The organism is Brevundimonas sp. FV1ye28, assembly GCF_058681135.1.
In genome coordinates, this window is the sequence record NZ_CM178731.1 from 1,222,305 (window position 1) to 1,246,958 (window position 24,654).

Below are 24,654 nucleotides of genomic sequence, written 5' to 3' on the forward strand. Positions count from 1 at the left end.
CCTCACCCAACCGGATGCGCGACACCCTGACGGTCGCCAAGTCGGGCGTCTTCGTCCATGGTGCCAGCCCTCATAGTTGATCGGAACTCAGGACATGAGCCAACCCTCGACGTCCCGTCGCGCACTTCTGATCGGCCTCTCCCTGAGCGCCGTGGCGGGCCCTGCCCTCGCCGCGCCTCCGAAGCGGATGATCGCCTACAAGACCCCTTGGTGCGGCTGTTGCGGCGGCTGGATCGCCCACATGCGCCAGGCCGGCTGGACCGTCGAGGTCGTCGAGCGCGAAGACCTCGCGCCGATCCGGGCCGAGCACGGGATACCCGACCGGCTGGCCTCCTGCCACACGGCGGTGGTTGGCGCCTACGCCATCGAGGGTCATGTTCCGGCCGGTGACGTGGACCGGCTGCTTAGCGAACGCCCCGCCGCCCGGGCGCTGACCGCGCCCGGCATGCCCGCGGGCTCGCCGGGCATGGAGGCCGCCGGGCGCGAACCCTATACGACCGTCCTGATCCTCAACGACGGTTCAACCCGCGTGTTCGGCCGACACAACGGCGCCTGACGCGGACGCAGGACCCGCCGCCTCTCCTGCGGCCCGGCGCGCGCTCGGGGGATTGAGCCAGGTCTGGACGGGGCGGTCGAAGCCGTAGCGGAACACCGCCGCCGCCACGAAGGCGCCGGCGAAGCCGATCGACCACAGCGCCCAACGAGGACCTGACGACAGGGCGTCCTGGCCCAGGGCGTCGAGCAGGCCGAACCAGACGATGCGGCTCACCTCATTGGTCAGGAACATCGAGAACGACATCAGGGCCAGATGTTCGATCAGGCGCGAGGGCTTGAGAACCGGGACGGCGCCGGCGGCCCAGATGATCGCGGTCATCAGGCCCAGCGACAGCAGGCTGAAGTCGCCGAAGCCCTGAAGCACGACGAGGGCGACGGCGGCTCCAACGCCGACAGCCCCGGCCCGGCGGGGCGCGACATAGACTCGCGCGCCGTAGAAGGCCGCTGCGACCCCGAGCAGGAAGAGCGGCAGGGCGCGCAGGATGCCGTAGCGCATCGGCAGGCGGTAGATCGGATCGCCGAGCCAGAGCGAGGCCGCGACATCGGCGACGACGACGAGGACGGCCGCGCCGATCACCACGACAACCGGCGGCCAGCGCCAAAGGGCGCGGCAGATCCACGGCAGGAGAAGGTAGCAGCCGATCAAGGCCGAGAGCGTCCAGGTCGGGGCGTTCCACCCCTGTCCGCCCGGCACGCCATAGGCCTGGACCAGCAGCACCTGGGCCGGCAGCTGGGACCAGTCGAACCAGCGCGGATTGCTGGGCGTGACGCCGGCCAGGGCGGCGCCGCCGACGATCGCCACGAGGATGAAGCTGACGACCAGATGGGCGGGGATGACGCGTAGCAGGCGCTGGCGCGCATAGGCGCGCAGCGAGGCTTGGCCGGACGCGAGCCGGTCGCCGTAGATGCGGGCCAGGACATAACCGGAGTCGATGATGAAGAAGTCGGTGAGCAGATAGCCGCGCTCGAACACGGGATGCAGCTGCGGCAGCGGGACCGGCGAGGCCTCGCGGAAATGGTAGAGGATGATCAGCGCTCCGACGATGAAGCGGAGCGCGTCCAGCCAGCCGCCCCGGGCGATGCGCGGCGGAAGAGACTTCATCGGCTCGTGGTCGGCGCGAGACATGCCGGACCCTAGTCCTGGAGCGGGCAAGGAAAGGTTAGCAGCAGGTCCCCCCGGGCCGACGGGACCGTCAGCCCTCCGCCTTGTCAATCACGACCGGCTGGGCGACGGTCGCCTGCCGATGAGGGGGTATAACGATATCGGCTCGCGCGGCGAACAGACCGGCCGAGCCGATCAGCCAGAGCACGCCGATCGCGGCGGCGATCAGCCGTCCTCCGCGGTCTTGAGGTCCAAGGGTCAGACAGGCCACGCCGACGCCGCCCAGGATCACGGCATAGCCGAGATACAGGGGGACGCCGTGAGACCCGAACAAGATGAATGCGAGGCAGAAGACGACGCCGGCCGCCATGAGGCTTGCGACCCCGGCGACGACCAGATCCAGGGTCAAGTTCGGCGTTGGTGGGGGCTTGGGCCGCGACCGCCTGATCTTGGCGCGGCCCTCCTTCCAACGAATGTCGCGACTCCGGACGGTGAAGCGCTTCCCAGCCACTGACTCAGGGCCTTCCGGCGGCGACCGGGGCGTCCTCGTGGCGGGCGAGCATTACCTTCATCCGGACGATTTCGGCGTCCTGCGCGGCGATGATCTCCTCGGCGAGATTGCGGACGTCCTGGGCCTCCCCGTGCTCGACGGCGATCTTCGCCATGGCGAGGGCGCCTTCATGGTGAGCGATCATGCCGCGCAGGAAGTCGATGTCGGGATCGCCCGTGTAATCGATGCTCATGGCCGCGTGCATCTGGGCGCTCGCCTCACGATAAGCCGCCGTCGAGGGGCTGTCGGTCGCTCCTCCGACGTGGCTCGCCCCGGTGTCGATCGGACGGGCGTCTACGGCCGGGCCCCTTTCAGGGACGTCGCGGGCCTGCCGCGAGATCATGCCGAAGGCGAAGGCTGACAGGGCGAGAAAGACGGCGATGACGGAGACCCATCCAATCCGTTTCATGTCGATGTCCTCGAGAGCGCCGGTGAGGCCGCAGGGCCCGCCGGGATCGCGGTTGAGACGGCCGTCCGGGCTGGATCGCGGTAGGCCAGCAGCCGAAGGGCGTTGAACACCACCAGCAGGGTCGAGCCTTCGTGGAGCGCCACTGCGGGGCCGATGCCAAGGCCGAGAATGGTCGCCGGCACCAGGAAGGCGACGACGCCGAGGCTGACGTACAGGTTCTGGAGGATGATCCGGCGGGTCTGCCGGCTAAGGCCGACCGTGAACGGCAGCTGCGCCAGATCGTCGGACATCAGGGCGACATCCGCGGTCTCGAGAGCGACATCGGACCCGGCCGCGCCCATGGCGATGCCGACCGTGGCCGTGGCCATGGCAGGGGCGTCGTTCACGCCGTCGCCCACCATGGCGATCTTGCCGTCCGCGCGGAGCTTCTTGATGGCGTCGACCTTGTCCTCCGGCATGAGATCGCCCCACGCCTCGGTCAGCCCGACCTGCTCCGCGATGGCCTGCGCGGCCTTCTGGTGATCGCCCGAGATCATGATCATGCGCTGGACGCCGAGGGCCCGCAGCGCCGCGAGCGCCGGCCCGGCCGCAGCCCGGGGCGTGTCGAGCAGGCCGATGACACCGAGGTCTCGCGTCCCGCGCCGCACCACCATCAGGGTCCGCCCCTGGTCGCGTAGTTTGGAGACGACGGCCGTCATCTCGTCGTCGAGGCCCGCGACGCCATCGGCCCCGAACATCTCGGGCTTGCCGATCCAGATCGTCTCGCCGCCGAGTTGGGCCGTCACCCCCTTGCCGGTCAGGCTCTTGAGCTCGGTTGCGGCCACTAGCGCGGTATCGCCCAGCCGTTCGGAGCCGTCGCGGGCGATCGCTTCCGCGAGCGGATGGTCGCTGAGCCGCTCGACGGCGACCGCGATCGCTAGAAGGTCGGCTTCCGTCGTCCCGCGCACCGGCATGACGTCGGTGATCCGGGGCCGACCCTCGGTCAGGGTCCCGGTCTTGTCGAAGGCGATGGCGTTGAGCGAGCCGAGATTCTCCAACGGCGCGCCGCCCTTGATCAGAACCCCTGCGCGCGCCGCACGGGCGACGCCCGACAGGACCGCGCTCGGGGTGGCGATGGCGAGCGCGCAAGGGCTGGCGGCGACCAAGACGGCCATGGCGCGATAGAAGCTGTCACGGAACGGCTCATCGACCACCACCCAGGCGAACAACAACACGAAGGCCAAGCCCAGGACGACGGGTACGAAGATGCGCTCGAACCTGTCCGTGAAGCGCTGGGTCGGCGACTTCTGGGTCTCGGCCTCGCTGACCATCCGGACCACCTTGGCCAGGGTTGTGTCGCTCGATTTGCGGGTGGTCTCGATCTCGATCGCACCCGCGCCGTTGATGGTGCCCGCGAAGACGAGGGACGCCGATCCGACCTGGGCCGGCCGCTCGCGCGCCGCGGCGGCGTCCGGGACCGGCTGCTTGTCCACCGGCATGCTCTCGCCGGTCACCGGGGCCTGATTGATGCTTGTCGTGCCCACCACGACGAAGCCGTCGGCCGGAAGGCGCTCGTTCGGGCGCACCACCACGGTGTCGCCGACCAGCAGATCCTCGACCGGCAGTTCGACGAGCTGCCCGTCACGCCGCACATGGGCGGTCCGGGGCGCCAGATCCGCCAGGGCCTCGATCGCCCGTTTGGCCCGCCCCATGGCGTAGTGCTCAAGGGCATGGCCGATGCTGAACAGAAACAGCAGAAGCGCGCCTTCGGCCCAGGCGCCGAGCGCCGCCGCGCCCGCGGCGGCGACGAGCATCAGGGTGTCGATCTCGAACCGCTTCTGCAGGAGGTTCTGGACGCCCTCGCGGACGGTGAAGAAGCCGCCGAACGCGTAGGCGACAAGGTAGAGCGCGAGCGGGATCCAGGTCGGGACGCCGGGCGCGACCTTCTCCAGCGCGAACCCCACACCCAAGGCAGCGCCCGACGAGAGCGCGAAGATCACCTCGGTGTTGGGACCGAGGATGCCGCCATGGCCATGATCGTGGCCGTCACCGGGACCGTGGTCTACGGCCTTGGGCTGCTCTTCGGGCGAATATGTCGATGTCATGCGTCGCTCTCCTAACCGGCGTCCGCCGGAGCGGGGTTTGGCCAACGCAGGACCTCGACCGCCTCAAGCGTGACCGGACCGAGGTGTTCGAGGTCGGAGAGGGTCTCAAGGAAACCCCTCAGCTTGGACTCATGGTCGAGCACCTCCACGATGAGGGACTGGTCGTCGTCGAGGACGTGACGGCGATGCAGGTGCGGGGTGTGGCCGAAGCCGACGACGGCCTGCAGCACGGTCGCGCCCGCCAGACCGGCGGACCGAGCGCGCTCGGCCAGGATTTCGAAGACCTTGCGGTCGCCGAAATAGGCGGCCTCGTCGGTGTAGATGCGCATCAGTTTGATGGGGTCGGACATGATCGCCTCCTGAAGGGAGGTCCCCGCCGCCGTTCAGACGGCGGGGACCGGGACTATTCCGCCGGAACGGGTTCTGCGGCCGGCGCGTCGGTGGGCTTGGGACGCCGACCCTCGGTCAGGCCGAGGACCAGCCGGCTCATGGCGGGCAGGACAAGCAGCGTCAGCAGGGTCGCGGTGACCAGGCCGCCGATGACGACCATGGCCAGGGGCTTCTGCACCTCGGCGCCGGTGCCGTGGGCCAGGGCCATAGGCACGAAGCCGATGGCCGGGACCAGGCCGGTCATGATGACCGGGCGCACCCGCTCCATGCAGCCTTCTATGATGGAGCGGGACAGCTCCATTCCATCGTCAAGCCGTTGCCGGATCGAGGACATCACGACCAAGCCGTTCAGCACCGCCACGCCGGCCAGGCAGATGAAGCCCACCGCCGCCGACACCGAGAAGGAGATGCCGGTCAGCGCCAGGGCGAAGACCCCGCCCGCCAAGCCGAGCGGCACGGTCAGGAAGACCGCCACCGCCCGGCCGAACGTCCCCACGGCGAGGAAGAGCACCGCGAAGATGGCCAGGAAGCAGATCGGCACGACGAGGGCGAGACGATCCGAGGCCGCCTTGAGGTTCTGGAACTGGCCGCCCCACTCGATCCAGGAGCCGGCCGGCAGGGCGACGGTCGCGACCTTGGGCATGGCCTCGGTGACGAACGAGCCGACGTCGCGACCGCGGACGTTGGCCTGGACGACGACGCGGCGCTTGCCATTCTCGCGGCTGATCTGGTTCAGCCCCTCGGCGAAGCGGAAGGACGCCACCTGCCGCAGGGGTACGGAGGCCCGGGTGCGGCCCTCCTGCTCCGGCAGCATCACGGGGATGGCGCCGAGGGCGTCGAGATCGTGACGGCTGGCGTTAGGCACGCGGACCACCACGTCGAAGCGGCGGTCGCCCTCGAACAGCTGCCCGGCCTCGCGCCCGCCCATGGCGGCGGCGACCGTGTCGGCCACCTCCTCCACGGTCAGGCCGAACCGCGCGATGGCGGCCCGGTCGAAGGTCACGTCCAGAGACGGCGCGCCGTCGGTCTGTTCGACCTTGACGTCGGCGGCGCCCGGCGTGGCGTTGAGCTGGGCCGCGATCTGGTTGGCCGTGGCAGTCAGCTTGTCGAGATCGTCGCCATAGATCTTGATGGCGACGTCGCCGCGGACGCCGGCGATCAGTTCGTTGAACCGCAACTCGATCGGCTGGCTGAGCTCATAGCCGTTGCCGACCTGGCCCGCCGCCGCTGCCTCGATCCGTTCGATCACGTCTTCCTTGGTGTTCACCCCGTTAGGCCACTGATCCTGCGGCTTGAGGATGATGAACCCGTCCGAGATGTTGGGCGGCATGGGATCGGTGGCCACTTCGGCCGTGCCGGTCTTGGAGAACATCAACTCGACTTCGGGTAAGGCGATGATCGCGCTCTCCACGCCCCGCTGCATGCGGATCGACTGCTCCACCGCCGTGGACGGCACCCGTTGGGAAGCCATGGCGAGGTTGCGTTCGTCCAGGGTGGGAATGAATTCCTGACCGAGCATGGTGAAGATCACGCCGGCCACGGCGAACAGGGCCAGACCGCCGCCGACGAAGGGCCAGGGCCGGGCTACGGCCTGACGCAGCACCGGCTCGTATTTCGCCTTGATCCAGCGAATGACGAAGACGTCCTTCTCGGAGACCTTGTTGCGCATCACCAGGGCGACCATCGCCGGGATGAAGGTGATGGACAGGATGAAGGCCGCGACCAGGGCCAGCATCAGGGTGATGGCCATGGGCGAGAAGGTCTTGCCCTCGACGCCCTGGAAGGTCAGCAGCGGCGCGAAGACCAGCAGGATGATGGCCTGGCCGTAGACGGTCGGCTTGATCATCTCCTGGGTGGCGATGGTGGTTTCCTCGAGCCGCTCTCGCAGGGTGAGCAGGCGGCCTTCGTGATGCTGCCGCTCCGATAGTCGTCTCAAGCAGTTCTCGATGATGATCACCGAGCCGTCGACGATGAGGCCGAAGTCGAGCGCCCCCAAGCTCATCAGATTGCCCGACACCCCCATGAAGTTCATGCCGATGGCGGTCATGAAGAAGGAGATCGGGATGATCGCGACCGCGATCAGGGCGGCGCGGACGTTGCCCAGCAGCAGGAACAGGGCGACGGCGACCAGTATGGCGCCCTCGATCAGGTTGCGCTGGACGGTCGAGATGGTGGCGTTGACGAGCTTGGAGCGGTCGAGAACCGGGGTGACCTTGATCCCCGGCGGCAGCGACCGAACGGTCGTGTCGAGCTGTTCGCCGACCGCGCGGGCGACCGTGCGGCTGTTCTCGCCGATCAGCATCAGGGTCGTGCCGATGACGACCTCGTGGCCGTTCATCGTCGCCCCGCCGGTGCGCAGATCGCCGCCGAGGCGGACGGTTGCGACATCGCGGACGGCGACCGGGACGCCGCCGCGGGTGGCGACGATGGCTTCCTCGATCTGGCTCAGGCTGCGGATGCGGGCGTCGGCCCGCACCAGATAGGCTTCCCCGCCCCGCTCGACGAAATTGGCGCCGACCGAGAGGTTGGCGGATTCCAGACCGGCGGCCAGTTCGCTGAAGGAGACGCCGTACTGGGCCAGGCGGATCGGGTCGGGTTCGACGACATACTGTTTCTCGAAGCCGCCGATGGTGTCGACGCCGGCGACGCCGTTCACCGACCGCAGCTGCGGCGCGATGATCCAGTCCTGCACAGTCCGGAGATAGGCCGCGCGGGAGATGTCGTCGGTCAGGCGATCGCCTTCAGGGGTGAGGAAGGACCCGTCGGACTGCCAGCCCGGCTGGCCGTTTCGCACGGTCGCGCCCCGCCCGCCCGGGTTGGTGAAGTCGATGGCGTACATGAATACTTCGCCCAGACCGGTGGTGACCGGTCCGATCTGGGGCTGGACGCCCTCGGGCAGGCTTTCCTGGGCCTGGACGAGGCGTTCGCTGACCTGCTGGCGCGCGAAATAGAGGTCGACGTTCTCCTCGAAGATCACCGTGACCTGCGAGAAGCCGTTGCGCGACAGGGACCGGGTGGACTGCAGGCCGGGGATGCCGGCCATGGCGGTCTCGACCGGGAAGGTGACGCGCTTCTCGATCTCGACGGGCGAGAGCGAGGCGTCGGAGGTGTTGATCTGCACCTGGTTGTTGGTGATGTCGGGCACGGCGTCGATGGGCAGCTGGGTCAGCTGCCAGGCGCCGTAGGTGGAGACGAGCAGCACCAGCGCGATGATCATCCATCGCGCCCGCACCGACAGGGCCATGAGGTTGGCGATCATGGGCTAGTGCTCCACTTCGCCGGCGCCGAGCGCGGCCTTCAGAAGGAAGGCGTTACGGGTGGCCACGGTCTGCCCCGCCGTCAGGCCGGAGGTGATCTGGGCCCGGCCGGCGCTGCGCTGGCCGACGATGACCGGCACGGGGTTGAAGCCCGTCGCCGTCCTGACGAACACCACTTCGCGGCCTTCGACCGTCTGGATGGCTTCCTCGGGCACCGAAACGCCGGCGGAGGTCTGAGCGTCGCGGGTGTAGATCCGCACGGCGATGGCCTGGCCGGGACGCAAGCCCCCCACACCGGAGACGGTGAGCAGGACGGTGGCGGCGCGGCTTTCCTCATCCACCCCTGGAGTGATCGACCGCACCGTGGCCTGGACCTCACCTTCGGGCAGGGTGATGCTGGCCCGATCGCCCGGAGCGATCCGGCCCGCGTCGTCGGCGGAGACCGAGGCCTGGACCTCGATCTGGCTGGCGTTGGCGACCCGGAACAGTTCGGTTCCGGCGGTGACGAAGGCGCCGAGCGTCGCATCCGCGGCCGTAACCTGCCCGCTGATGGGACTGACGACCCCCGTGCTGCGACCGTCGCCAGAGACCCTGGCGGCAGCGGCGGCGGATGAGGTGCGGCGTGATTCCGCCTCGGCCTCGGCCAGGACGGTCTGGGCCGCCTCGAGATCCTGACGCGCCGTGATCTGGGCGTCGAATAGACGTTGCTCGCGGGCGAGCGCCTGGCGGGCTGCGGTCAGCCGGGCCTGGGCGGTCGATCGCTCGGCGGCGATCGAGGAGGCCTCGCGGCTTTCGATCAGGGCGACTGTCTGGCCGGCGCGAACGCTGTCGCCGAGGCGCAGAGAAACCCGGCTGATCACGCCGTCGGCGCGGGCTGCGAGCACGGCCTCGCCCTGGGGCGTGCCTACGACGGTGCCTTGGGCCACGATCTCGGCGCTAAGCGAGCCGCTGCCCGCGGGCGCGAGGATGATGCCGGCCGCCTGGATGCGGGCGGCGTCCATCTCCAGGGCCTCGCCGGCGCCGTGTTCTTCTTCGGCTTCTGCAGCGGCTTCCGCCGGGGCTTCCGGACCCCGGGTCATGCTCCACACGGCGAACCCGCCGCCGAAGACGATCACGGCCGCCGCCGCGCCGCCGAGGAGGCGTTGCTGGTTGGTCAATCTCTTCATTGGGCGGATCCTTCGGTTTCGGTGGCGCGAGTCAGGGCGGCGACGGCTTGCGCCCGCTCCAGCTCGGCGGTGATCATGTCGGCCTGAACTGTGTTGAGCGCCTCTTCGGCGTCCAGCACGTCCAGCAGGGTGAAGCGGCCGGCCGAGAAGCCTTCACGCGCGATGCGCACGGCCTCGATCGCTTCGGGTTCGGCCTGGGTTTCGAGGAAGGCCAATTGGGCCTCGGCCGTGCGCAGCGCGGCCTGGGCGTCGCGCGTCCGCCGGATCGCGCCGGCGAGAGCGGCGTTGCGGCGGGCCTCGGCTCCGGTGCGCTCCGCGTTGGCGGCGGCGATATTGCCCTGGTTCCGGTCGAACAGACCGATCGGCATGGAGGCGCCGAACACCAGAGCCGTGTCGTCCGTGCCCCGGAACTGGCGGGCGCCGACGCTGACGGTCACATCGGGACGGGACAGGGTCCGTTCCCGCTCGACGACGGCGATGGAGGTCGCCACCTCGGCTTCGGCAAGGCGCACATCGAGCGCGCTGGCCGGGTCGATGACGGCGCCGGGCGCCGCCGGGGTTTCAGCTGCGGTCGGTTCGGGCAGGTCTTCGCCGCCGCCCCACAGGGCGGCGAGCGCCCGCTGGGCTTCAGCGTATTCAGCCTCGGCGGCACGAACCCGTCCGACGGCTTCCAGAGCGGCGGTCCGCGCCCGCAGAGCCCGCAACGGCGGTTCGCGGCCGGCGTCCACCAGTTCGGTGGCGATGGTCTGAAGGTTATCGGCGCGCATGAACTGATCGCGGGCCAGTTCGACCCGGCGGCTGTCCGCATAGGCCTCGGCGTAGGCGTCGCGCACCTGCTGTTCCAGGTCCGCCCGCGCGACCGCGAGGCGTAGCCGGGCGGCGTCCACCTCGGCCTGGGCGGCGCGCTCGCGGGCGGGCCGCTTGCCGCCGAGTTCGAACCGCTGTCCGACGCTCAGGGTGCTTTCGGCGTCATCGACGCCGGAGAATCCGCCGGTGCCGGCGAAATTCTCGACCTCGATGCCGAGTTCGGGGTTGGGCCGGAACCCCGCCTGTTGCGCGCGACCGATCGCGGCGGCGACATCCGCCTCAGCGGCGGCGAGAGTCGGGGAGGAGGCAGAGGCGCGCGACAGCGCTTCGGCCAGGGTGACGGGGTCGGCGAAGGCTGACCCTGAGGCCAGCATGGCCAGCATCGCCGCAAGGGCGATCGCGGCTCCGCCGGCCGCGGGGTGCGGCGGACGGCGTTTAGGGGATGGCATAGGTCCTGTTTCCCGGATGGTTGACGTGGAAGGCGCGCGGTCGCGCGCAGTCCCGTCAGCCTCTGGGAGGGCGGTCTGGTCCGGCGGGCATGCGGGACGGCAAGCCGTCCGCCAGCGGAAGGGCGTCGAGGTCGGCTCCGGCGTGGGTCACGGCCGGTGCGTCCGGCGACTGCGGCACGGCGACGCCGCCGTGGTGGCAATGGCCGTGAGAGCAGATTGCGTGCTGATCCGGCCGATCAGTGTCACTGGAGTCGGAGGGGACGTCGGCTATGATCTCCGAAGCATGGGCGGTCGCGGCTTCAGGCGCGCAGGTGGCGGCCTCGACGGCGGAGACCAGGACAAACAGGGCAAGCAACGACGCAAGCAGCGCCGCCATCCAACCGTGCCTGACCGAGGAGAATCCCATGGCGTCCCATAACATGGTCCGCCGCGACTGCAATCGCGCCATCGTCGCAGGATCTATGCGCCTGCCTGCCCCGATCAACCGGGCGGGCCTCACCCGGCGGCCCGCAGTTCCTGCTGCGACTGACGGATGATCGACCAGGCCGACTGCAGGAAGATGAGGGCGAGGACGGCCCCAGCGATCAGATCGGGCCAGCGCGAAGCGGTCAGCCAGACCAGGCCCCCGGCGGCGGCCACCACCAAGCTCTCGATCAGGTCGTTGCGGGTGCAGAGCCAGACGGAGCGGACGTTGGCGTCGCCGTCGCGGTGACGCACGAGTAGCAGGGCGGCGACCGCGTTGGCGAGGAAGCCGAACAGACCCAGGCCGGTGATCACCGTCCCTTCGGGCGGCGCGCCCGACACGGCCCGCCAGATGGCGAAGCCGAGGATGAACACGGCGAGGAAGCCCAGGCTGGCGCCCTTGAGCAGGGCGGCGCCGGAACGGACCTGCACGGACTTGCCGATCGCCCACAGGCTGATGGCGTAGGTCGCGCTGTCGGCCAGGAAGTCCAGCGCATTGGCGCCGAGAGACGCCGATCCCTGGGCCAGGGCGCCGCCCGCCACGGCCACGAAGGCGACTGCGTTGATGGCGATCACGGCCAGGAGGATCCGACGATAGGCCGGCGAGGCGCCATCGAATTTGACGGTCGCGCCGCAACAGCTCGCGGCGGGTCTGTCCTGGATCAGCGGATCGGTCATCGGGGCTCCAACTCGGCGTTGGACGACCTATGCATGCTCTAGCAGCTAGAGGATCAAGCGCTTATTCTCACGCCATGGCTTCTTCCGTCCCCTCGCCTCTTCGATCCATCGGCAAGCTGGCTGCGGCCACGGGCGTGAAGGTCCCGACCATCCGCTTCTATGAGCAGATCGGCCTTCTGGCGCCGCCGCCCCGCACGGCCAGCGACCGTCGTCTCTATGACGACGCCGCCCTGCGTCGGCTGTCCTTCATCCGTCATGCGCGGCAGCTGGGGTTCGATCTCGACGCCATCCGCTCCCTGCTCGACCTGTCAGACCATCCCGACCGGCCTTGCGGCGAGGCCAATGCGATCGCCGAACGTCATCTGTCCGACGTCACGGAAAAGATCGCCCAGCTTCAGGCCCTACGGACCGAACTGTCCCGGATGTCGGCGGAATGCGCCGGCGGCCGCGTCTCGGCCTGCAAGGTGATCGAGGTGCTGCACGATCACGACCTGTGCGCGGCGGGCGAGCACCGGGCGTTTACGGGCGCAGACTTCCGGGCTTGAGCCTGAGCTCCGCCTGAGACATCTTTGGCTCAAATAAATCGCCACTTTTGGCGACTTATCGCCTCAGACGCGGAATATCTCGCCACAAATGACGAATTACACGGCTTCTAGGACATATTTCTAAGTCGCCATTATTGACGACTTAACCCACAAAGGCCTATATAACTCGTCGAAAGTGACGAATTATGAAGATCACCAACCTTACTACCGATGACGCCGCCCTCGCCGAGTTCGGCCGCAGGATCGCCGACGCCCGTCTCGCGCGACAGATGACCCAGGCCCAGTTCGCCCAGGCCGCAGGCGTTTCCAAACGCACCATCGAACGGCTCGAGGACGGGGCCTCGACCCAGTCCGGCAATCTGGTCCGCTGTCTTCGCGCCCTGGACACGCTCGACGGGCTTGACCGGCTGCTGCCCGAGACCCCGCCCAATCCCATCGCCCTGCTCGAGCGGCAGGGCAAGACGCGTCAACGCGCCCGACCGACCGACGCCCAGGAACCGGCCGCGCCCTGGACCTGGGGCGACGAACAATGACGAGCGTCGCCGAGGTTCGTCTGTGGGGCCGGCGCATCGGCGCCGTGTCCCTGGAGGACGGCGCCGACGTCGCCGCCTTCGCCTACGACCCCGCCTTCCTCACCAGCGGCATTCAGCCGGCGCCGCTGATGATGCCCCTGGGCCCGCAGGTCTTCACCTTCCCGAGCCTCAATCGCGAGAGCTTCCACGGCCTTCCGGGCCTGCTGGCGGACGCCTTGCCCGACCGCTACGGAAACACCCTGATCGACGCCTGGCTGGCCACCCAGGGCCGCACGCCCGAGAGTTTCAACGCAGTCGAACGCCTCTGCTACACGGGCTCCCGCGGCATGGGCGCCGTCGAGTTCACGCCCGCCCTCGGCCCGCGCCCGCGCAAGGCCGCCAAAATCCAGATCGACGCCTTGGTCGAACTGGCGTCCGAGGTGCTCAGCCATCGCAACGACCTGCAGGCCTCCTTCGCCGACGCCAGCAAGGCCGACGCCCTGCGCGAGATCCTGCGGGTCGGCACCTCGGCGGGCGGCGCGCGGGCCAAGGCCGTCATCGCCTGGAACGCCGCCACCAACGAGGTCCGTTCGGGTCAGGTCGAGGCCGGCGACGGCTTCGACTACTGGCTGCTCAAGTTCGACGGGGTGAAGAACAACAAGGACCGCGAACTGGCCGATCCCGAAGGCTATGGCGCGGTCGAGTATGCCTATGCCCAGATGGCCGCCGCCGCCGGGGTCCAGGTGGCCGAATGCCGTCTGCTCGAAGAAGGCGGACGGCGCCATTTCATGACCAGGCGGTTCGACCGCCTGCCCGGCGGGGGCAAGCTGCACATGCAGTCCCTGGCGGCGCTGGCCCACTACGACTTCTGCGACCCGAACGCCTACGCCTACGAACAGGCCTTCCTGGTCATCCGCCAACTCGGCCTGCCGATGGCGGCGATCGAGGAGCAGTTCCGGCGCATGGTCTTCAACATCATCGCCCGCAACCAGGACGACCACGTCAAGAACATCGCCTTCCTGATGGACCGGACCGGCGCCTGGTCGCTGTCGCCGGCCTACGACATCACCTGGAGCTACAATCCGACCGGGCTGTGGACGGCGCGCCACCAGATGTCGATGAACGGCAAACGCGACGGCTTCACCCTGGACGACTTCGACGCCAGCGCCCGCGTCGCGTCGATCAACGCCCGTCGCGCCCGCGCGATCGTCCAGGAGATCCGCGACGCCGTGGCACGTTGGCCCGAGTTCGCCGACGCCGCCCACGTCGGCGAGGACTGGCGAAAATCCATCGACGCCTCCCTCAGGACGGCGCTCTAGGCCGTCGGTCTCACGCCGACGGTGGCGATGGATCGCACGCCTAGCTAGGCCGATCTGACGGACGTCGGGCCGCCCAGCCTGGACAGGAGCCTGACGTAAGCGAGTTCGCTGAGCAGTTCGATCAGCGTCTGGGTGACGATGACCGCTGGGACCAGTGGAATGGCGCCCGGCACGACAAGGGCCAGCGGCAGAACGACCAAAGAGTTGCGGGTGCCGGCGCTAAAGGCGATGGCGCGACCCGCATCGGGCGCAAGGCCCGCCAAGCGCGACCCCACCCAGCCGATCATCGGAGCCAGCACGGTGAACGCCGCATAGATCGGAATGACGCTCAAGGTCCGATCCAGGGTCTGGCCAAGCTGCGGCACGACCGCAGCGACGACAATGATCAGCACCAGGGCCGTCGCGGGCGCCGGGGCCAATCCTAGCCAAGACGAGACCCGTTCGCCGGTCGCGCTACGCGCGGCCGAGGCCTGGACCACGGCCGCCAGAACGAACGGGACGGCGATCAGCCAGACGAAGGCGTGGATGAACGGGCCCGGCTGAACATAGGCCGCCGCCTCGGAGCCGAGGAACAGGCGCAGATAGAGCGGCAATAGCGCCATCTGCGCGATCAGCAGGACCGGCGTCGAGGCGAGCAGCAACCGGGCGTCCGCTTTTCCCAGGTGGGCGAAGGTCACGACATAGTCAATGCAAGGGCAGAGCAGCACCATGAGCACGCCCAGGCGGATCAGTGGATCAGCCGGGAGGAATTGTACCAGGCCGAGGACCAGCAGGGGCACAGCGATGAAGTTCACCGCCAGCAAGGTACCCATGAACCGCAGTTCCCGAAGCGCCCGACCGAGCGCCGCGACCGGCACCTGCAGGAAGGTGACGAACAGCATCAGGGCCAGCGCCGGATTGATCGCCCCTTCCAGCACCGCCGTGCCCGGGATCAGGAGGCCGACGACGGCCGCGACGAGCACGGCGGCGAAGTAGATCCAGACCTGTCTCGCTTCCAGCGCGTCGCGAAGATCAGACGTGTTCATTCGAGATACCGGCCCTGCGGCGTTCCGACTGTGGTCGCCGACAGCCGAACGTCTCAGGCCTTTTCCTTGCAGCCGCAAGCGCCGTCCACGCTGCTCGAAGAACTCACCCATAACCGCCGCCGAGGCGGCCTGAACGCGCAAGCGGGGTGATCCCGACCGTAGACGAGCGGGCGTAAGCCTGCGGCTTCACCTGTCGCCTGCTTTCGCGTTCGATTCCCCGGGGGCAGACACGGGAGTTCGACATGGCCCAGGCCGACCCGCCGCTAAGGCGCACGATCAAGAAGCCCCAGTTGCGCCAGATGGTGCCGCTGGCCGACAGCACCATCTGGGAGATGGAGCAGCGCGGCCAATTTCCCAGGCGGTTCCTGTTGACGCCGCGTTGCGTCGTCTGGGACCTCGCCGAGGTGGAGGCTTGGCTGGCCCTTCGCCGGGCCAAGCCCATCCGTCGGGCGCCGCCGCCCGATGTCCGCAAACGGATCAGCCGGCCGGTCAGAGCCGCGGATCGAAGCGAGGACCGGCCGTTTCCGGGATGACCAGTACGGGCGTGAAAGCTCGTCCGGCCTCCCAGGCGTCCACGGCGTTCGACCACTCTTGGGCCATGTGCCGGCGCTGGGCCTCGAACTCGGCCTTGTTATAGACGCCGCGGGACGACCGCTCTTCGTGGGCGAGACATTTCTCGATCCAGTCCGAGTTGAAGCCCATCTCGTGCAACAGCGTCGAGGCCGTCCGCCGCAGGTCGTGGACCGTGAACGGCTCCAGCGGCAGGTCCCGCTCCCGCGCCCGCTCGGCGATCGCCGTGGTCACCCGGTTGAAGGTCGCCCGCGACATCGGCGCGTCGGCGTCATAGCGGGAGGGCAGGATGTAGCGGGAGTTTCCGGCGCAGGTCTTCAGCGCAATCAGGATGTCGAGCATCTGGGTCGAGAGGTAGACGTTGTGCGGCCGCGACCGCTTCATCCGCTCCTTGGGGATGGACCAGACCGCGTTGGCGAAATCAACCTCGTCCCAGACCCCGTCCTGGAGCTCGCTCTTCCGGACCATGCTCAGCAGGATGAACTTCAGGCCGAGGCGGATTGTCGGAAGGGTCGCCACCTCCCCCAACAGGTTCAGCGCGATCCGGATCTCCGTCGGCGAAAGCGACCGGTCACGCGGCCGGAAGGTGGCGATGGAGGCCGGCCCCACCCCGTCTGCGGGATTGTCGATCTTCTCGCCGTGCAGGATGGCGTAGGCGTAGATTTGTTTGACGATGTCCCGAACGTGGACGGCCGTCGCCGGCGCGCCCCGCTCGACAATGGTCTTGCAGTGGGCGCGAAGGTCATTGGGCGTGATCTCGTTCAGCAACCGGTTGCGCCATTGCGGCAGGATTTCCCGGTTGAAGATGGACCGCCGCATGTTGCGAGTGCTGTCCGCCATGGGCGCATGATCCATCCAGCGCTGGGCCACATGCTCGAAACTGCGGGCCTGCTGCAGGCGCCGTTTGGCCCGCTGCTTCTCCAGAGCAGGCGAGACGCCTTCGGCGATCATCCGCTTGGCGTCGATGACCTTCTCGCGGGCCTTGGCGAGCGACAGGCCCGCCGGGCCGTAGGCGCCCAGCGTCACGGATTCCCGCCGCCCGTTGAAGCGATAATCGTACTTGAAGGCGATGCCGCCCTTGGGCGAGATCAGGAGGTAAAGACCGTCCCTGTCGGTCATTTTGTAAGACTTTGATTTCGGGCGAATATTTCGCAATGCGGCGTCGGTAAGCATGCCGTTTTGACTCCAAAAGACCGTCAGGCGCTTTCGAGGCCTTTCGGGATCATTTTCTTGATACGAGTCATCAGCTTGCTTCAAAAAAAGACCGTCAGGACGCTCTCGGCCCTCTGACGGTATGGAGCGGAGTCCGGACGGGCAATGGCTGCGGGACCGTCAGAGGGACCGACGCAGACGAAAGCAGCCCCTCGAATGGTACCGAGAGGCTGCGAAAGCATTTATCTTATAAGTCAGTGATTTAGAGCGGTAATCCAAAGCGCTCTGGAAAGATTCAGAAGGCTGTGAATCATTCCCACTCGATCGTGCCCGGGGGCTTCGACGTCACGTCGTACACCACCCGGTTCACCCCCCGGACTTCGTTGACGATCCGGGTGGCGCACTTGCCCAGCACATCCCAGGGGAACTCGAAGAAGTCGGCGGTCATGCCGTCGGTGGAGGACACGGCGCGCAGGGCCAGCACCTTTTCATAGGTCCGCGCGTCGCCCATGACGCCGACGGTCTTGACCGGCAGCAGGACCGCGAAGGCCTGCCAGATCTTGTCGTAGAGGCCGGCCTTGCGGATCTCGTCGAGATAGATGGCGTCGGCCTGTTGCAGGGTCTCGACGGCCTCGGGCGTGATTTCGCCGGGGATGCGGATGGCCAGGCCCGGTCCGGGGAAAGGATGGCGGCCCACGAAGGCGTCGGTCAGGCCCAGTTCGCGGCCGAGGGCCCGGACCTCGTCCTTGAACAGCTCGCGCAGGGGCTCGACCAGTTTCAGCTTCATGTAGTCGGGCAGGCCGCCGACGTTATGGTGGCTCTTGATGACGTGGGCCTTGCCTGACGACGAGGACACGCTCTCGATCACGTCGGGATAGAGTGTGCCCTGGGCCAGGAATTCGGCGCCTTCGATCTTGTTGGCCTCGCGGTCGAAGATCTCGATGAAGACGCGGCCGATGGTCTTGCGCTTGGTCTCCGGGTCCGACTGACCGGCCAGCGCGCCGAGGAAATCGCCTGACGCATCCACGTGGATCAGGGGGATGTTGTAGTGCTCGCGGAACAGGGTGGTGACCTGTGTCGCCTCGTCCTTGCGCAGCAGTCCGGTGTCGACGAAGACGCAGGTCAACTGGTCACCGATGGCCTCGTGGATCAGCACGGCCGCGACCGAGGAATCGACGCCGCCGGACAGGCCGCAGATGACCTTGGCCGAGCCGACCTGTTCGCGGATCTGGGCGATCTTCTCGTCGCGATAGGCGGCCATGGTCCAGTCGCCCTTCAGCCCGGCAATGCCGTGGGTGAAGTTCTTCAGCATGGTCGCGCCGCGCGGTGTGTGCATCACCTCGGGGTGGAACTGCACCCCATAGAAGCGGCGGGTCTCGTCGGCGATGACGGCATAGGGCGAACCGGCCGAGGTCGCGACGACGTCGAAGCCGTCGGGAATGGCGACGATCTTGTCGCCGTGGCTCATCCAGACGGTCTCGTCCTCGCCGACGCGCGCCAGGTCGGCCAGCAGGGGCGAGGTCTTGGCGACGGTGATCTCGGCGCGGCCGAACTCGCGGGTGTGGCCGCCCTCGACCTTGCCGCCCAGCTGTTCGCACATGGTCATCTCGCCGTAGCAGATGCCCAGCACCGGCACCCCGGCCTCGAATACGGCCTGGGGCGCGCGGGGGCTGCCCTCTTCGTGGACGCTCTCAGGCCCGCCCGACAGGATGATCGCCGCCGGGCTCATCGCGGCCAGCGCCGCCTCGGCCTTCTGGAACGGATGGATCTCGCAATAGACGCTGGCCTCGCGGAGGCGGCGCGCGATCAGCTGGGTCACCTGACTGCCGAAATCGACGATCAGAACCTTCTGGTGATCGGTCGAGGTCATTGGCGGTTCTCCTGATTTTCGAGCCAGATGCGTCGCTCGACGGTCTCGGTCAGATAGCAGTCGGCAAAGGCCAGAGAGGCGCGGATGCCGCCCCCGGCCGTGCGGCGCGCGGTGGCGCAGTAGTCGTCGCGCACCCGGATCCACGACCGCTGGGTGTCGCGCATATTGGTCCAGCGATCGGCCGGCGTCTGCGTCCGCATCCGTTGATAGGTGGCGTTGAGCTGGTCATCCTGACGCCAGGTCTCGTCCATCAGACAGGCCAGCCGACGTTCCTGATTGGCGGCCGTCGCCATGCACTGGATATGGGTCCGCGACATCCGAGCCTGGATCTCTGGATCCGCCTGGAGGGGCGTCAGGGCGGCGAGCAACAGGGCGATCATGCGGTCTCCGGGACCACTTCGGCGGTCAGGCGTTCGAACTCGGCCTTCAGCAGGTCCAGCGCCTCGGCCAACCCTTCGTCGATCACCGCGAGCGTGTCGGTCCAGTCGGACAGGCCGGTCAGATCGGCCTTCCCGTCACTGATGCCGCGCAGGCCCATGACGGGAACGCCGAACTTCGCGGCGGCGCGGACGACGGCATAGGTCTCCATGTCGACCATGTCGGCGTCGATGTCGTCATAGGCCTCGCCCGAGACGACGCTGGCGCCGGTGGCCAGACGCCCATAGGGCTGACCCGCCGGACCGCTGGCGAGGGTCAGAACGGCCTCTTCGTCCAGGAAGGGGGTCACCCCCTTGGCGAAGCCGATCGCCGAGGCGTCCATGTCGCGATAGCTGACTTCGTCGACCCAGTAGACGCGGCCGTGATCCAGTGTCTGTGATCCCGCCGAACCGAGCGACAGGATCAGGTCGGGCAAGCCCCCTTCCCGCTCGAGCATCGCCAAGGCCTCGGTCGTCCCGACCGCCGCCTCGACCGGGCCGACGCCCGTGATCAGGGGTTTGATCCGCGCCTTCAGGGCCGGGCCATATTCCGCCTCGGCGGCCATGACGCACAGGGCCGTCAGAGGCCCGAACTGAGAGAGTTCGAACGTCCGGGTCACGCCCGCCGCTCATACACGGCGGCGAAGAAGCCGTCGGTGCCGGACGTGGCCGGGGACAGGCGCAGGCGGTGACCGCCCTCGGCCAGTTCGACCAGTTTGTTGCGACCCGCGTCGGCGAAGGCCGACGACGACAGGGCGTCCTGGATGGCGACAGGCTGGAACTCGCCGTGATCTTCTTCGAAGGCGTCCAGGGTGGCCTCGTTTTCCACCCGCAGCATCGAGCAGGTGACATACACAAGACGCCCGCCCGGCTTCACTAGCTTGGCGGCGCGGGCCATGATCGCCTTCTGCAGCGTATGCATCCGGTCCACGTCCTCGACGCTCAGGCGCCAGGCGTCTTCGGGCTTCCTCCGCCAGGTGCCGGAGCCGGTGCACGGGGCGTCGACGAAGACGACATCGGCCGTGCCGACGATGTCCTCGATACCCCCGCCGTTCGGACCGAGGTGGATCAGCTCCGCCTCGACGCCCGCGCGCGCCAACCGGGGCCGGATGTTGTCGAGCCGCTTCTGGACCACGTCGCAGGCGATCAGCCGGCCCTCGGCCTTGGCGACCGACCTGGGTTTGGCCTTGGCCTTCGGTGCCTCGACCCAGCCGGTCGGGGTCCAGACTTTTTCGGGCTCGACGGGCGCGGCCTCGACGCGCGAGGCCCCGGCAGCCAGCCCCTGCATCGCTAGGCCAAGAGTCTTGCCCCCGCCCCCGGCGCAATAGTCGACGACGGTCATGCCGGGCTTCACGCCCGCCAGCCAGCAGGTGATCTGGCTGCCCTCGTCCTGGATTTCGAAATGACCGTCCTTGAAGGCTTCGAGCGCCTGGACGTTCGGCGGAGGCTCTGATTGCAGGCGAAGGCCGGTGGCGGACCACGGCGTGCGTTTAGGCGACAAACCGGCCTCGCGCAGCTCGGCCTCGACTTCGGCGACGGTGGCCTTGGCCAGGTTGACGCGCAGGTCGATCGGGGCGCGCGGCAGCATCAGGCCGGCGGCTTCCTCGGCCCAGCGGTCGCCGAAGGTCGCCTTGAAATCATCCATCACGAACTCGGGCAGGCCGGCGGCCACCCAGCCCGGCACCTCCTCGTCGGTCAGGCTGATGCGCGCGCGCTCCTGTTTCGACAGGGGCTTGGGACCATATCCGTCGCCCGTGTGCAGCGCCTCGATCTCTTCGATCGACAGGCCGTCGATCAGGCTCAGCGAGCCGATCACCAGCGCCCGCCCATCCTCACGCCCGCCCATGGCCCAGACCAGACGGCCGCGCGCGCGCAGGATCTTGTAGACCTGATCGGCGATGGCGCGGCGGTCCTTGGACCCGGCGTAGCGGTTGGCGGTTCCCCAGGCCTTGAGGACGGTCTCGGCCGGCTGGCGTCCCTGGGCGATCGAGTCGAGGACGGAGGCGGCGGCGGCGAGGCGTGCGGAAGGGGTCACTTAAGCTTTCAGATGAAAAGCGCCGCGACGATCATCAACAGACCGGCGAGCGATGCGAGGAAGGCCAGGCTGCGAACGCCCGTCACGCCGAATGCGTAAAGCGGGACATAGACGACCCTAGCCCAGAAATAGAGCGTAGCGCCCCAGTAGGTCAGAAATCCGCCCTCGCCCGCGACATGGGCGATCAACACGGCGCCGAGGAACAGCGGCAGGGTCTCGTAGAGATTGGCCTGCGCTCGCTCCAGACGGCCGGTGACGGCGCCCGGCGGGTCCATCGGCGTGTCGCGGGGCCCGGCGTTCCACTTGGTGCCGTACTGAAGCGTCCGGCCGGTGGCGGGCAGAAAGATCTGCACCACCGCCAGCAGGATGGTCAGGGCCGCATAGGTCAGCTCGGGCGTCATGTTGAACATCCCCTACCCCTGCCGATAGTTCGGCGCCTCGCGCGTGATCATCACGTCGTGGACATGGCTTTCGCGCAGGCCAGCGCCCGTGATCCGGACGAAACGGGCGCGTTCCTGAAGCTCGGCGATCGTGCCCGCGCCCACATAGCCCATGGCGGCGCGCAGCCCCCCGACCATCTGGTGCAGAACCGGAGCGATCGGACCCTTGTACGGCGTCTGGCCCTCGATGCCCTCGGGCACCAGCTTCTGGGTCTCGACTTCCTTCTGGAAGTATCGGTCGGCCGAACCGGCCCCCATCGCCCCGACCGAGCCCATGCCGCGGTACGACTTGTAGCTGCGGCCCTGGTACAGGAAGACCTCGCCGGGGCTCTCGTCCGTGCCTGCGAACATCGAGCCCATCATGGCGACCGAGGCGCCGGCGGCGATGGCCTTGGCCAGATCGCCCGAATATTTGATGCCGCCGTCGGCGATGACCGGGGCGCCGCTGTCGCGGGCCGCGCGGCCCGCTTCCATGACGGCGGTCAGCTGAGGCACGCCCACGCCCGCGACGATGCGGGTGGTGCAGATCGAACCCGGGCCGATGCCGACCTTCACCGCATCGGCGCCCGCGTCGATCAGGGCGCGTGCGGCGTCATAGGTGGCGATGTTGCCGGCGATGATCTGAAGCCGGTTGTTCTCGCGCTTGATGCGCTCGACGACCCGGGCGACCTGGGCCGAGTGACCGTGGGCGGTGTCGATGACGACCACGTCGCAGCCTGCATCGGCCAGGGCCATCGCACGCTCGTAACCGGAATCGCCGACGGTCGAGGCAGCCCCGACCAGCAGGCGACCCTGTTCGTCCTTGGCGGCGTGGGGATGGGCCTGGGCCTTCTCGATGTCCTTCATCGTGATCAGGCCGGTGGCGCGGTAGTCCTCGTCGACGACGATGACGCGCTCGATCTTGCGGGTGCGCAGAAGTTCGCGCGCCTCCTCCTTGCCAGCGCCTTCACGGACGGTGACCAGGTCGGCTGCCGTCATCAGATCGGCGGCCTTGCGGTTCGGATCGGTGTCGAACCGCATGTCGCGGTTTGTCAGGATGCCGAGCAGCTTGCCGCTCGCGTCCACCACGGGGAAGCCGCTGATCTTGCGGGCCGCCACGATCGCACGGACCTCACCGAGCGTCGTCTCGGGGCGGATCGTCACCGGATTGATGACCATGCCGCTCTCGAACCGCTTCACCTCGCGGACCTGATCGGCCTGTTCCTGCACCGTCATGTTGCGGTGAAGCACGCCCAGACCGCCGGCCTGGGCCATGGCGATGGCCAGGCGGCTTTCCGTCACCGTGTCCATGGCGGACGACAGCAGCGGGATGTTCAGCTTGATTTCGCGCGTCAGGCGGGTCGAGACGTCCGCGTCGGCGGGCATGATCTCGGACGGGCCGGGTTCGAGCAAAACATCGTCGAAGGTAAGGCCTTCGCGAATCTCCATGGGAGTCTCCGTTTTGCGGGCCGCCTATCCGCTTTCGCGGATGCGAAGTCAACCGCTGTGCCGCGCATCCGACCGCCGGCCCCATTCGTAACTTTTTTCAGCAGAGCTTGAAACTTTCAGCCCGAGCTAACATTTAAGGACCTGATATGGTCGTCGAACTCGCCCGATCCGTGCGGAGCCTCGCGCTCAAGATCGCCTCCTACGGCGTGATGCACCTGATCGTCGCCATGCTGGTGGCCTTCGCCATCACCCGAGACTGGCGCATGGCCCTAGCCATCGGGGCGGTCGAACCCTTCTTCCAGACCATCGCCTATTCGTTCCATGACCGGATCTGGCACCGGATCGAGCGTCGCCGCCGCGGCACCGGCATCGAGGAGACGGCCGAGGCCGTCACGGCCCGTCTGAACGTCATGGACGCCGAGGAACAGGCCCGCACCCGCGCCCATCACGGCCACAGCCACAGTCTTCCGTCGCTCAAGAAGATCGCGCTGAAGACCCTGACCTACGGTCTCATGCACTTCACGGTGGCGGTCACGGTCGCCTTCGCCATCACCCAGGACATCCGCACGGCCTTGGCCGTCGGCGTGATCGAACCCCTGGTCCAGATGGTGTTCTTCGCCCTGCACGACCGCATCTGGACCGCCCGCGAGGCAAAGCGGGCCGCACAGCCGGCCTGAGCCGGTCCCTACCGCTTGTTCAACGCCACCAGATAGACCTCCGACGAGCCCTTCCGGCTGGCGGCCGGCTTGACGTATTTCACGTCCTGGAAGTTGGCCCGCAGGTCGGCCAGCACATGGCCGGCATCCCCGCCCTGGAAGTTCTTCGTCACGAAATGCCCGCCGGGCCGCAGGGTCTTGATCGCGAAGTCCGCCGCGATCTCGATCAGGGCGATGATCTTCAGGTGGTCCGTCTGGCGATGGCCGACCGTGTTGTGGGCCATGTCCGACAGCACCAGGTCCGGGGCCCCGCCCAGGGCCTCGAGCAACTGCTGGTCCACGCCGGCCTCGGTGAAATCGGCCTGGATCAGGATCGATCCCGGAATCGGTTCGATCGGCAGCAGGTCCACGCCCACCACCGCCGCCGCGCCGCGATTGACGCAGACCTGAACCCACCCGCCCGGCGCCGCGCCCAGGTCGATGACCCGCGAGCCCTTCTTCACCAGGTGAAAGCGGTCGTCGATCTCGGAGAATTTGAACGCCGCACGGCTGCGCCATCCTTCGGCGCGCGCTTTTTCCGACCAGGGATCGGCCAGCTGGCGCTTGATCCACTGGATGGACGACATCGACTTCTTGTCGGCCGTCTTGATCTGGGTCCCCATGCCCCGGCCTGCGGCGGTGCCGCCGGTCGGGGGGCGGACCATCTTGCGGCGCGCCGGTTCGGAAGGGGCGGGTTCGGGCTTGTCGTCGTCACTCATCGCTCTCACATAGCGCCGA

The 24,654-nt window shown here is 68.1% G+C and carries 24 protein-coding genes; 6 read left to right on the forward strand and 18 right to left on the reverse strand.

What is annotated here, in order from left to right; genetic code table 11:
• Positions 1-94: 94 nt before the first annotated feature.
• Complete coding sequence (locus tag ACW171_RS06115) at positions 95-556, forward strand: DUF411 domain-containing protein (protein ID WP_492096194.1); 462 nt, start codon at positions 95-97, stop codon at positions 554-556.
• Here ACW171_RS06115 and ACW171_RS06120 read toward each other — a convergent pair.
• The 9 genes from ACW171_RS06120 to ACW171_RS06160 form a co-directional block, all read right to left on the reverse strand.
• Entirely contained in the window at positions 521-1,681 is a 1,161-nt protein-coding gene (locus ACW171_RS06120; protein WP_492096195.1) for an acyltransferase family protein, read from the reverse strand. The two genes, ACW171_RS06115 and ACW171_RS06120, sit on opposite strands and share 36 nt — an antisense overlap.
• 67 nt (positions 1,682-1,748) lie before the next feature.
• Positions 1,749-2,066 carry a hypothetical protein gene (locus ACW171_RS06125; RefSeq protein ID WP_492096196.1) on the reverse strand — a complete coding sequence of 106 codons (318 nt, stop codon included), beginning with the start codon at positions 2,064-2,066 and terminating at the stop codon, positions 1,749-1,751.
• A 106-nt stretch (positions 2,067-2,172) separates the two neighbouring features.
• Entirely contained in the window at positions 2,173-2,616 is a 444-nt protein-coding gene (copM, locus tag ACW171_RS06130; RefSeq protein WP_492096197.1) for a CopM family metallochaperone, read from the reverse strand.
• Entirely contained in the window at positions 2,613-4,700 is a 2,088-nt protein-coding gene (locus tag ACW171_RS06135; protein WP_492096198.1) for a heavy metal translocating P-type ATPase, read from the reverse strand. The genes copM and ACW171_RS06135 overlap by 4 nt, the downstream gene beginning before the upstream one ends.
• A gap of 11 nt (positions 4,701-4,711) precedes the next feature.
• On the reverse strand, positions 4,712-5,050 hold the full coding sequence (locus ACW171_RS06140) for a DUF190 domain-containing protein (protein ID WP_492096199.1): 339 nt from the start codon (positions 5,048-5,050) through the stop codon (positions 4,712-4,714).
• 53 nt (positions 5,051-5,103) lie between these two features.
• Positions 5,104-8,349 carry an efflux RND transporter permease subunit gene (locus tag ACW171_RS06145; protein WP_492096200.1) on the reverse strand — a complete coding sequence of 1,082 codons (3,246 nt, stop codon included), beginning with the start codon at positions 8,347-8,349 and terminating at the stop codon, positions 5,104-5,106.
• A 3-nt stretch (positions 8,350-8,352) separates the two neighbouring features.
• Positions 8,353-9,513 carry an efflux RND transporter periplasmic adaptor subunit gene (locus ACW171_RS06150; RefSeq protein WP_492096201.1) on the reverse strand — a complete coding sequence of 387 codons (1,161 nt, stop codon included), beginning with the start codon at positions 9,511-9,513 and terminating at the stop codon, positions 8,353-8,355.
• Positions 9,510-10,769 (reverse strand): TolC family protein, encoded by a 1,260-nt coding sequence (locus ACW171_RS06155; RefSeq protein WP_492096202.1) that lies wholly within the window; start codon positions 10,767-10,769, stop codon positions 9,510-9,512. Before ACW171_RS06155 ends, ACW171_RS06150 begins: the two co-directional genes overlap by 4 nt.
• Positions 10,770-11,264: 495 nt before the next feature.
• The gene (locus ACW171_RS06160) at positions 11,265-11,909 is read right to left on the reverse strand and encodes a cation efflux transmembrane domain-containing protein (RefSeq protein WP_492096203.1); all 645 of its coding nucleotides are present in this window, start codon (positions 11,907-11,909) and stop codon (positions 11,265-11,267) included.
• A gap of 74 nt (positions 11,910-11,983) precedes the next feature.
• On the opposite strand from ACW171_RS06160, the gene ACW171_RS06165 reads away from it, so the two are divergent.
• The 3 genes from ACW171_RS06165 (at position 11,984) to ACW171_RS06175 (ending at position 14,285) form a co-directional block, all read left to right on the forward strand.
• Entirely contained in the window at positions 11,984-12,454 is a 471-nt protein-coding gene (locus tag ACW171_RS06165; RefSeq protein WP_492096204.1) for a MerR family transcriptional regulator, read from the forward strand.
• Positions 12,455-12,639: 185 nt separating this feature from the next.
• Positions 12,640-12,987 (forward strand): helix-turn-helix domain-containing protein, encoded by a 348-nt coding sequence (locus tag ACW171_RS06170; protein WP_492096205.1) that lies wholly within the window; start codon positions 12,640-12,642, stop codon positions 12,985-12,987.
• Positions 12,984-14,285, forward strand: a complete 1,302-nt coding sequence (locus ACW171_RS06175) for a type II toxin-antitoxin system HipA family toxin (protein ID WP_492096206.1) — start codon at positions 12,984-12,986, stop codon at positions 14,283-14,285. The genes ACW171_RS06170 and ACW171_RS06175 overlap by 4 nt, the downstream gene beginning before the upstream one ends.
• Before the next feature lie 44 nt (positions 14,286-14,329).
• Here the strand turns inward: ACW171_RS06175 and ACW171_RS06180 are convergent, their stop codons facing one another.
• Positions 14,330-15,310, reverse strand: a complete 981-nt coding sequence (locus tag ACW171_RS06180; RefSeq protein ID WP_492096207.1) for an arsenic resistance protein — start codon at positions 15,308-15,310, stop codon at positions 14,330-14,332.
• 242 nt (positions 15,311-15,552) lie between these two features.
• Between ACW171_RS06180 and ACW171_RS06185 the strand changes: the two genes are divergently transcribed.
• A complete protein-coding gene (locus ACW171_RS06185) occupies positions 15,553-15,843 on the forward strand; it encodes a helix-turn-helix transcriptional regulator (RefSeq protein ID WP_492096208.1) in 291 nt (96 codons plus the stop codon).
• On the opposite strand, the gene ACW171_RS06190 is transcribed toward ACW171_RS06185, so the two are convergent.
• The 7 genes from ACW171_RS06190 to guaB all read right to left on the reverse strand — a co-directional run bounded on the left by ACW171_RS06190 (position 15,800) and on the right by guaB (position 23,221).
• Entirely contained in the window at positions 15,800-17,053 is a 1,254-nt protein-coding gene (locus ACW171_RS06190; protein WP_492096209.1) for a tyrosine-type recombinase/integrase, read from the reverse strand. The genes ACW171_RS06185 and ACW171_RS06190 overlap by 44 nt on opposite strands.
• 289 nt (positions 17,054-17,342) lie before the next feature.
• Complete coding sequence (gene guaA, locus ACW171_RS06195) at positions 17,343-18,902, reverse strand: glutamine-hydrolyzing GMP synthase (RefSeq protein ID WP_492096210.1); 1,560 nt, start codon at positions 18,900-18,902, stop codon at positions 17,343-17,345.
• Complete coding sequence (locus ACW171_RS06200) at positions 18,899-19,282, reverse strand: lysozyme inhibitor LprI family protein (RefSeq protein WP_492096211.1); 384 nt, start codon at positions 19,280-19,282, stop codon at positions 18,899-18,901. The genes guaA and ACW171_RS06200 overlap by 4 nt, the downstream gene beginning before the upstream one ends.
• Complete coding sequence (locus ACW171_RS06205) at positions 19,279-19,938, reverse strand: 5'-methylthioadenosine/S-adenosylhomocysteine nucleosidase (RefSeq protein ID WP_492096212.1); 660 nt, start codon at positions 19,936-19,938, stop codon at positions 19,279-19,281. The genes ACW171_RS06200 and ACW171_RS06205 overlap by 4 nt, the downstream gene beginning before the upstream one ends.
• Positions 19,935-21,353 (reverse strand): RsmB/NOP family class I SAM-dependent RNA methyltransferase, encoded by a 1,419-nt coding sequence (locus ACW171_RS06210; protein WP_492096213.1) that lies wholly within the window; start codon positions 21,351-21,353, stop codon positions 19,935-19,937. Before ACW171_RS06210 ends, ACW171_RS06205 begins: the two co-directional genes overlap by 4 nt.
• 8 nt (positions 21,354-21,361) lie before the next feature.
• Positions 21,362-21,763 (reverse strand): MAPEG family protein, encoded by a 402-nt coding sequence (locus ACW171_RS06215; protein WP_492096214.1) that lies wholly within the window; start codon positions 21,761-21,763, stop codon positions 21,362-21,364.
• Between the two features lie 3 nt (positions 21,764-21,766).
• Positions 21,767-23,221, reverse strand: a complete 1,455-nt coding sequence (guaB, locus tag ACW171_RS06220) for an IMP dehydrogenase (protein ID WP_492096215.1) — start codon at positions 23,219-23,221, stop codon at positions 21,767-21,769.
• A 146-nt stretch (positions 23,222-23,367) separates the two neighbouring features.
• Here guaB and ACW171_RS06225 point away from each other — a divergent pair, with 146 nt between their 5' ends.
• Positions 23,368-23,898 carry a DUF2061 domain-containing protein gene (locus ACW171_RS06225; RefSeq protein WP_492096216.1) on the forward strand — a complete coding sequence of 177 codons (531 nt, stop codon included), beginning with the start codon at positions 23,368-23,370 and terminating at the stop codon, positions 23,896-23,898.
• An 8-nt stretch (positions 23,899-23,906) separates the two neighbouring features.
• Here ACW171_RS06225 and ACW171_RS06230 read toward each other — a convergent pair whose 3' ends face one another.
• Complete coding sequence (locus ACW171_RS06230) at positions 23,907-24,635, reverse strand: RlmE family RNA methyltransferase (RefSeq protein WP_492096217.1); 729 nt, start codon at positions 24,633-24,635, stop codon at positions 23,907-23,909.
• Between the last annotated feature and the right edge of the window lie 19 nt (positions 24,636-24,654).

Coding starts and splice junctions, on each gene's coding strand:
- ACW171_RS06120 (WP_492096195.1), bottom strand. CDS start 1,681: ATGTCTCGCGCCGACCACGAGCCGATGAAGTCTCTTCCGCCGCGCATC.
- ACW171_RS06150 (WP_492096201.1), bottom strand. CDS start 9,513: ATGAAGAGATTGACCAACCAGCAACGCCTCCTCGGCGGCGCGGCGGCG.
- copM (WP_492096197.1), bottom strand. CDS start 2,616: ATGAAACGGATTGGATGGGTCTCCGTCATCGCCGTCTTTCTCGCCCTG.
- ACW171_RS06190 (WP_492096209.1), bottom strand. CDS start 17,053: ATGCTTACCGACGCCGCATTGCGAAATATTCGCCCGAAATCAAAGTCT.
- ACW171_RS06225 (WP_492096216.1), top strand. CDS start 23,368: ATGGTCGTCGAACTCGCCCGATCCGTGCGGAGCCTCGCGCTCAAGATC.
- ACW171_RS06115 (WP_492096194.1), top strand. CDS start 95: ATGAGCCAACCCTCGACGTCCCGTCGCGCACTTCTGATCGGCCTCTCC.
- ACW171_RS06155 (WP_492096202.1), bottom strand. CDS start 10,769: ATGCCATCCCCTAAACGCCGTCCGCCGCACCCCGCGGCCGGCGGAGCC.
- ACW171_RS06180 (WP_492096207.1), bottom strand. CDS start 15,310: ATGAACACGTCTGATCTTCGCGACGCGCTGGAAGCGAGACAGGTCTGG.
- ACW171_RS06165 (WP_492096204.1), top strand. CDS start 11,984: ATGGCTTCTTCCGTCCCCTCGCCTCTTCGATCCATCGGCAAGCTGGCT.
- ACW171_RS06200 (WP_492096211.1), bottom strand. CDS start 19,282: ATGATCGCCCTGTTGCTCGCCGCCCTGACGCCCCTCCAGGCGGATCCA.
- ACW171_RS06185 (WP_492096208.1), top strand. CDS start 15,553: ATGGCCCAGGCCGACCCGCCGCTAAGGCGCACGATCAAGAAGCCCCAG.
- ACW171_RS06160 (WP_492096203.1), bottom strand. CDS start 11,909: ATGACCGATCCGCTGATCCAGGACAGACCCGCCGCGAGCTGTTGCGGC.
- ACW171_RS06145 (WP_492096200.1), bottom strand. CDS start 8,349: ATGATCGCCAACCTCATGGCCCTGTCGGTGCGGGCGCGATGGATGATC.
- guaB (WP_492096215.1), bottom strand. CDS start 23,221: ATGGAGATTCGCGAAGGCCTTACCTTCGACGATGTTTTGCTCGAACCC.
- ACW171_RS06135 (WP_492096198.1), bottom strand. CDS start 4,700: ATGACATCGACATATTCGCCCGAAGAGCAGCCCAAGGCCGTAGACCAC.
- ACW171_RS06140 (WP_492096199.1), bottom strand. CDS start 5,050: ATGTCCGACCCCATCAAACTGATGCGCATCTACACCGACGAGGCCGCC.
- ACW171_RS06170 (WP_492096205.1), top strand. CDS start 12,640: ATGAAGATCACCAACCTTACTACCGATGACGCCGCCCTCGCCGAGTTC.
- guaA (WP_492096210.1), bottom strand. CDS start 18,902: ATGACCTCGACCGATCACCAGAAGGTTCTGATCGTCGATTTCGGCAGT.
- ACW171_RS06175 (WP_492096206.1), top strand. CDS start 12,984: ATGACGAGCGTCGCCGAGGTTCGTCTGTGGGGCCGGCGCATCGGCGCC.
- ACW171_RS06230 (WP_492096217.1), bottom strand. CDS start 24,635: ATGAGTGACGACGACAAGCCCGAACCCGCCCCTTCCGAACCGGCGCGC.
- ACW171_RS06215 (WP_492096214.1), bottom strand. CDS start 21,763: ATGTTCAACATGACGCCCGAGCTGACCTATGCGGCCCTGACCATCCTG.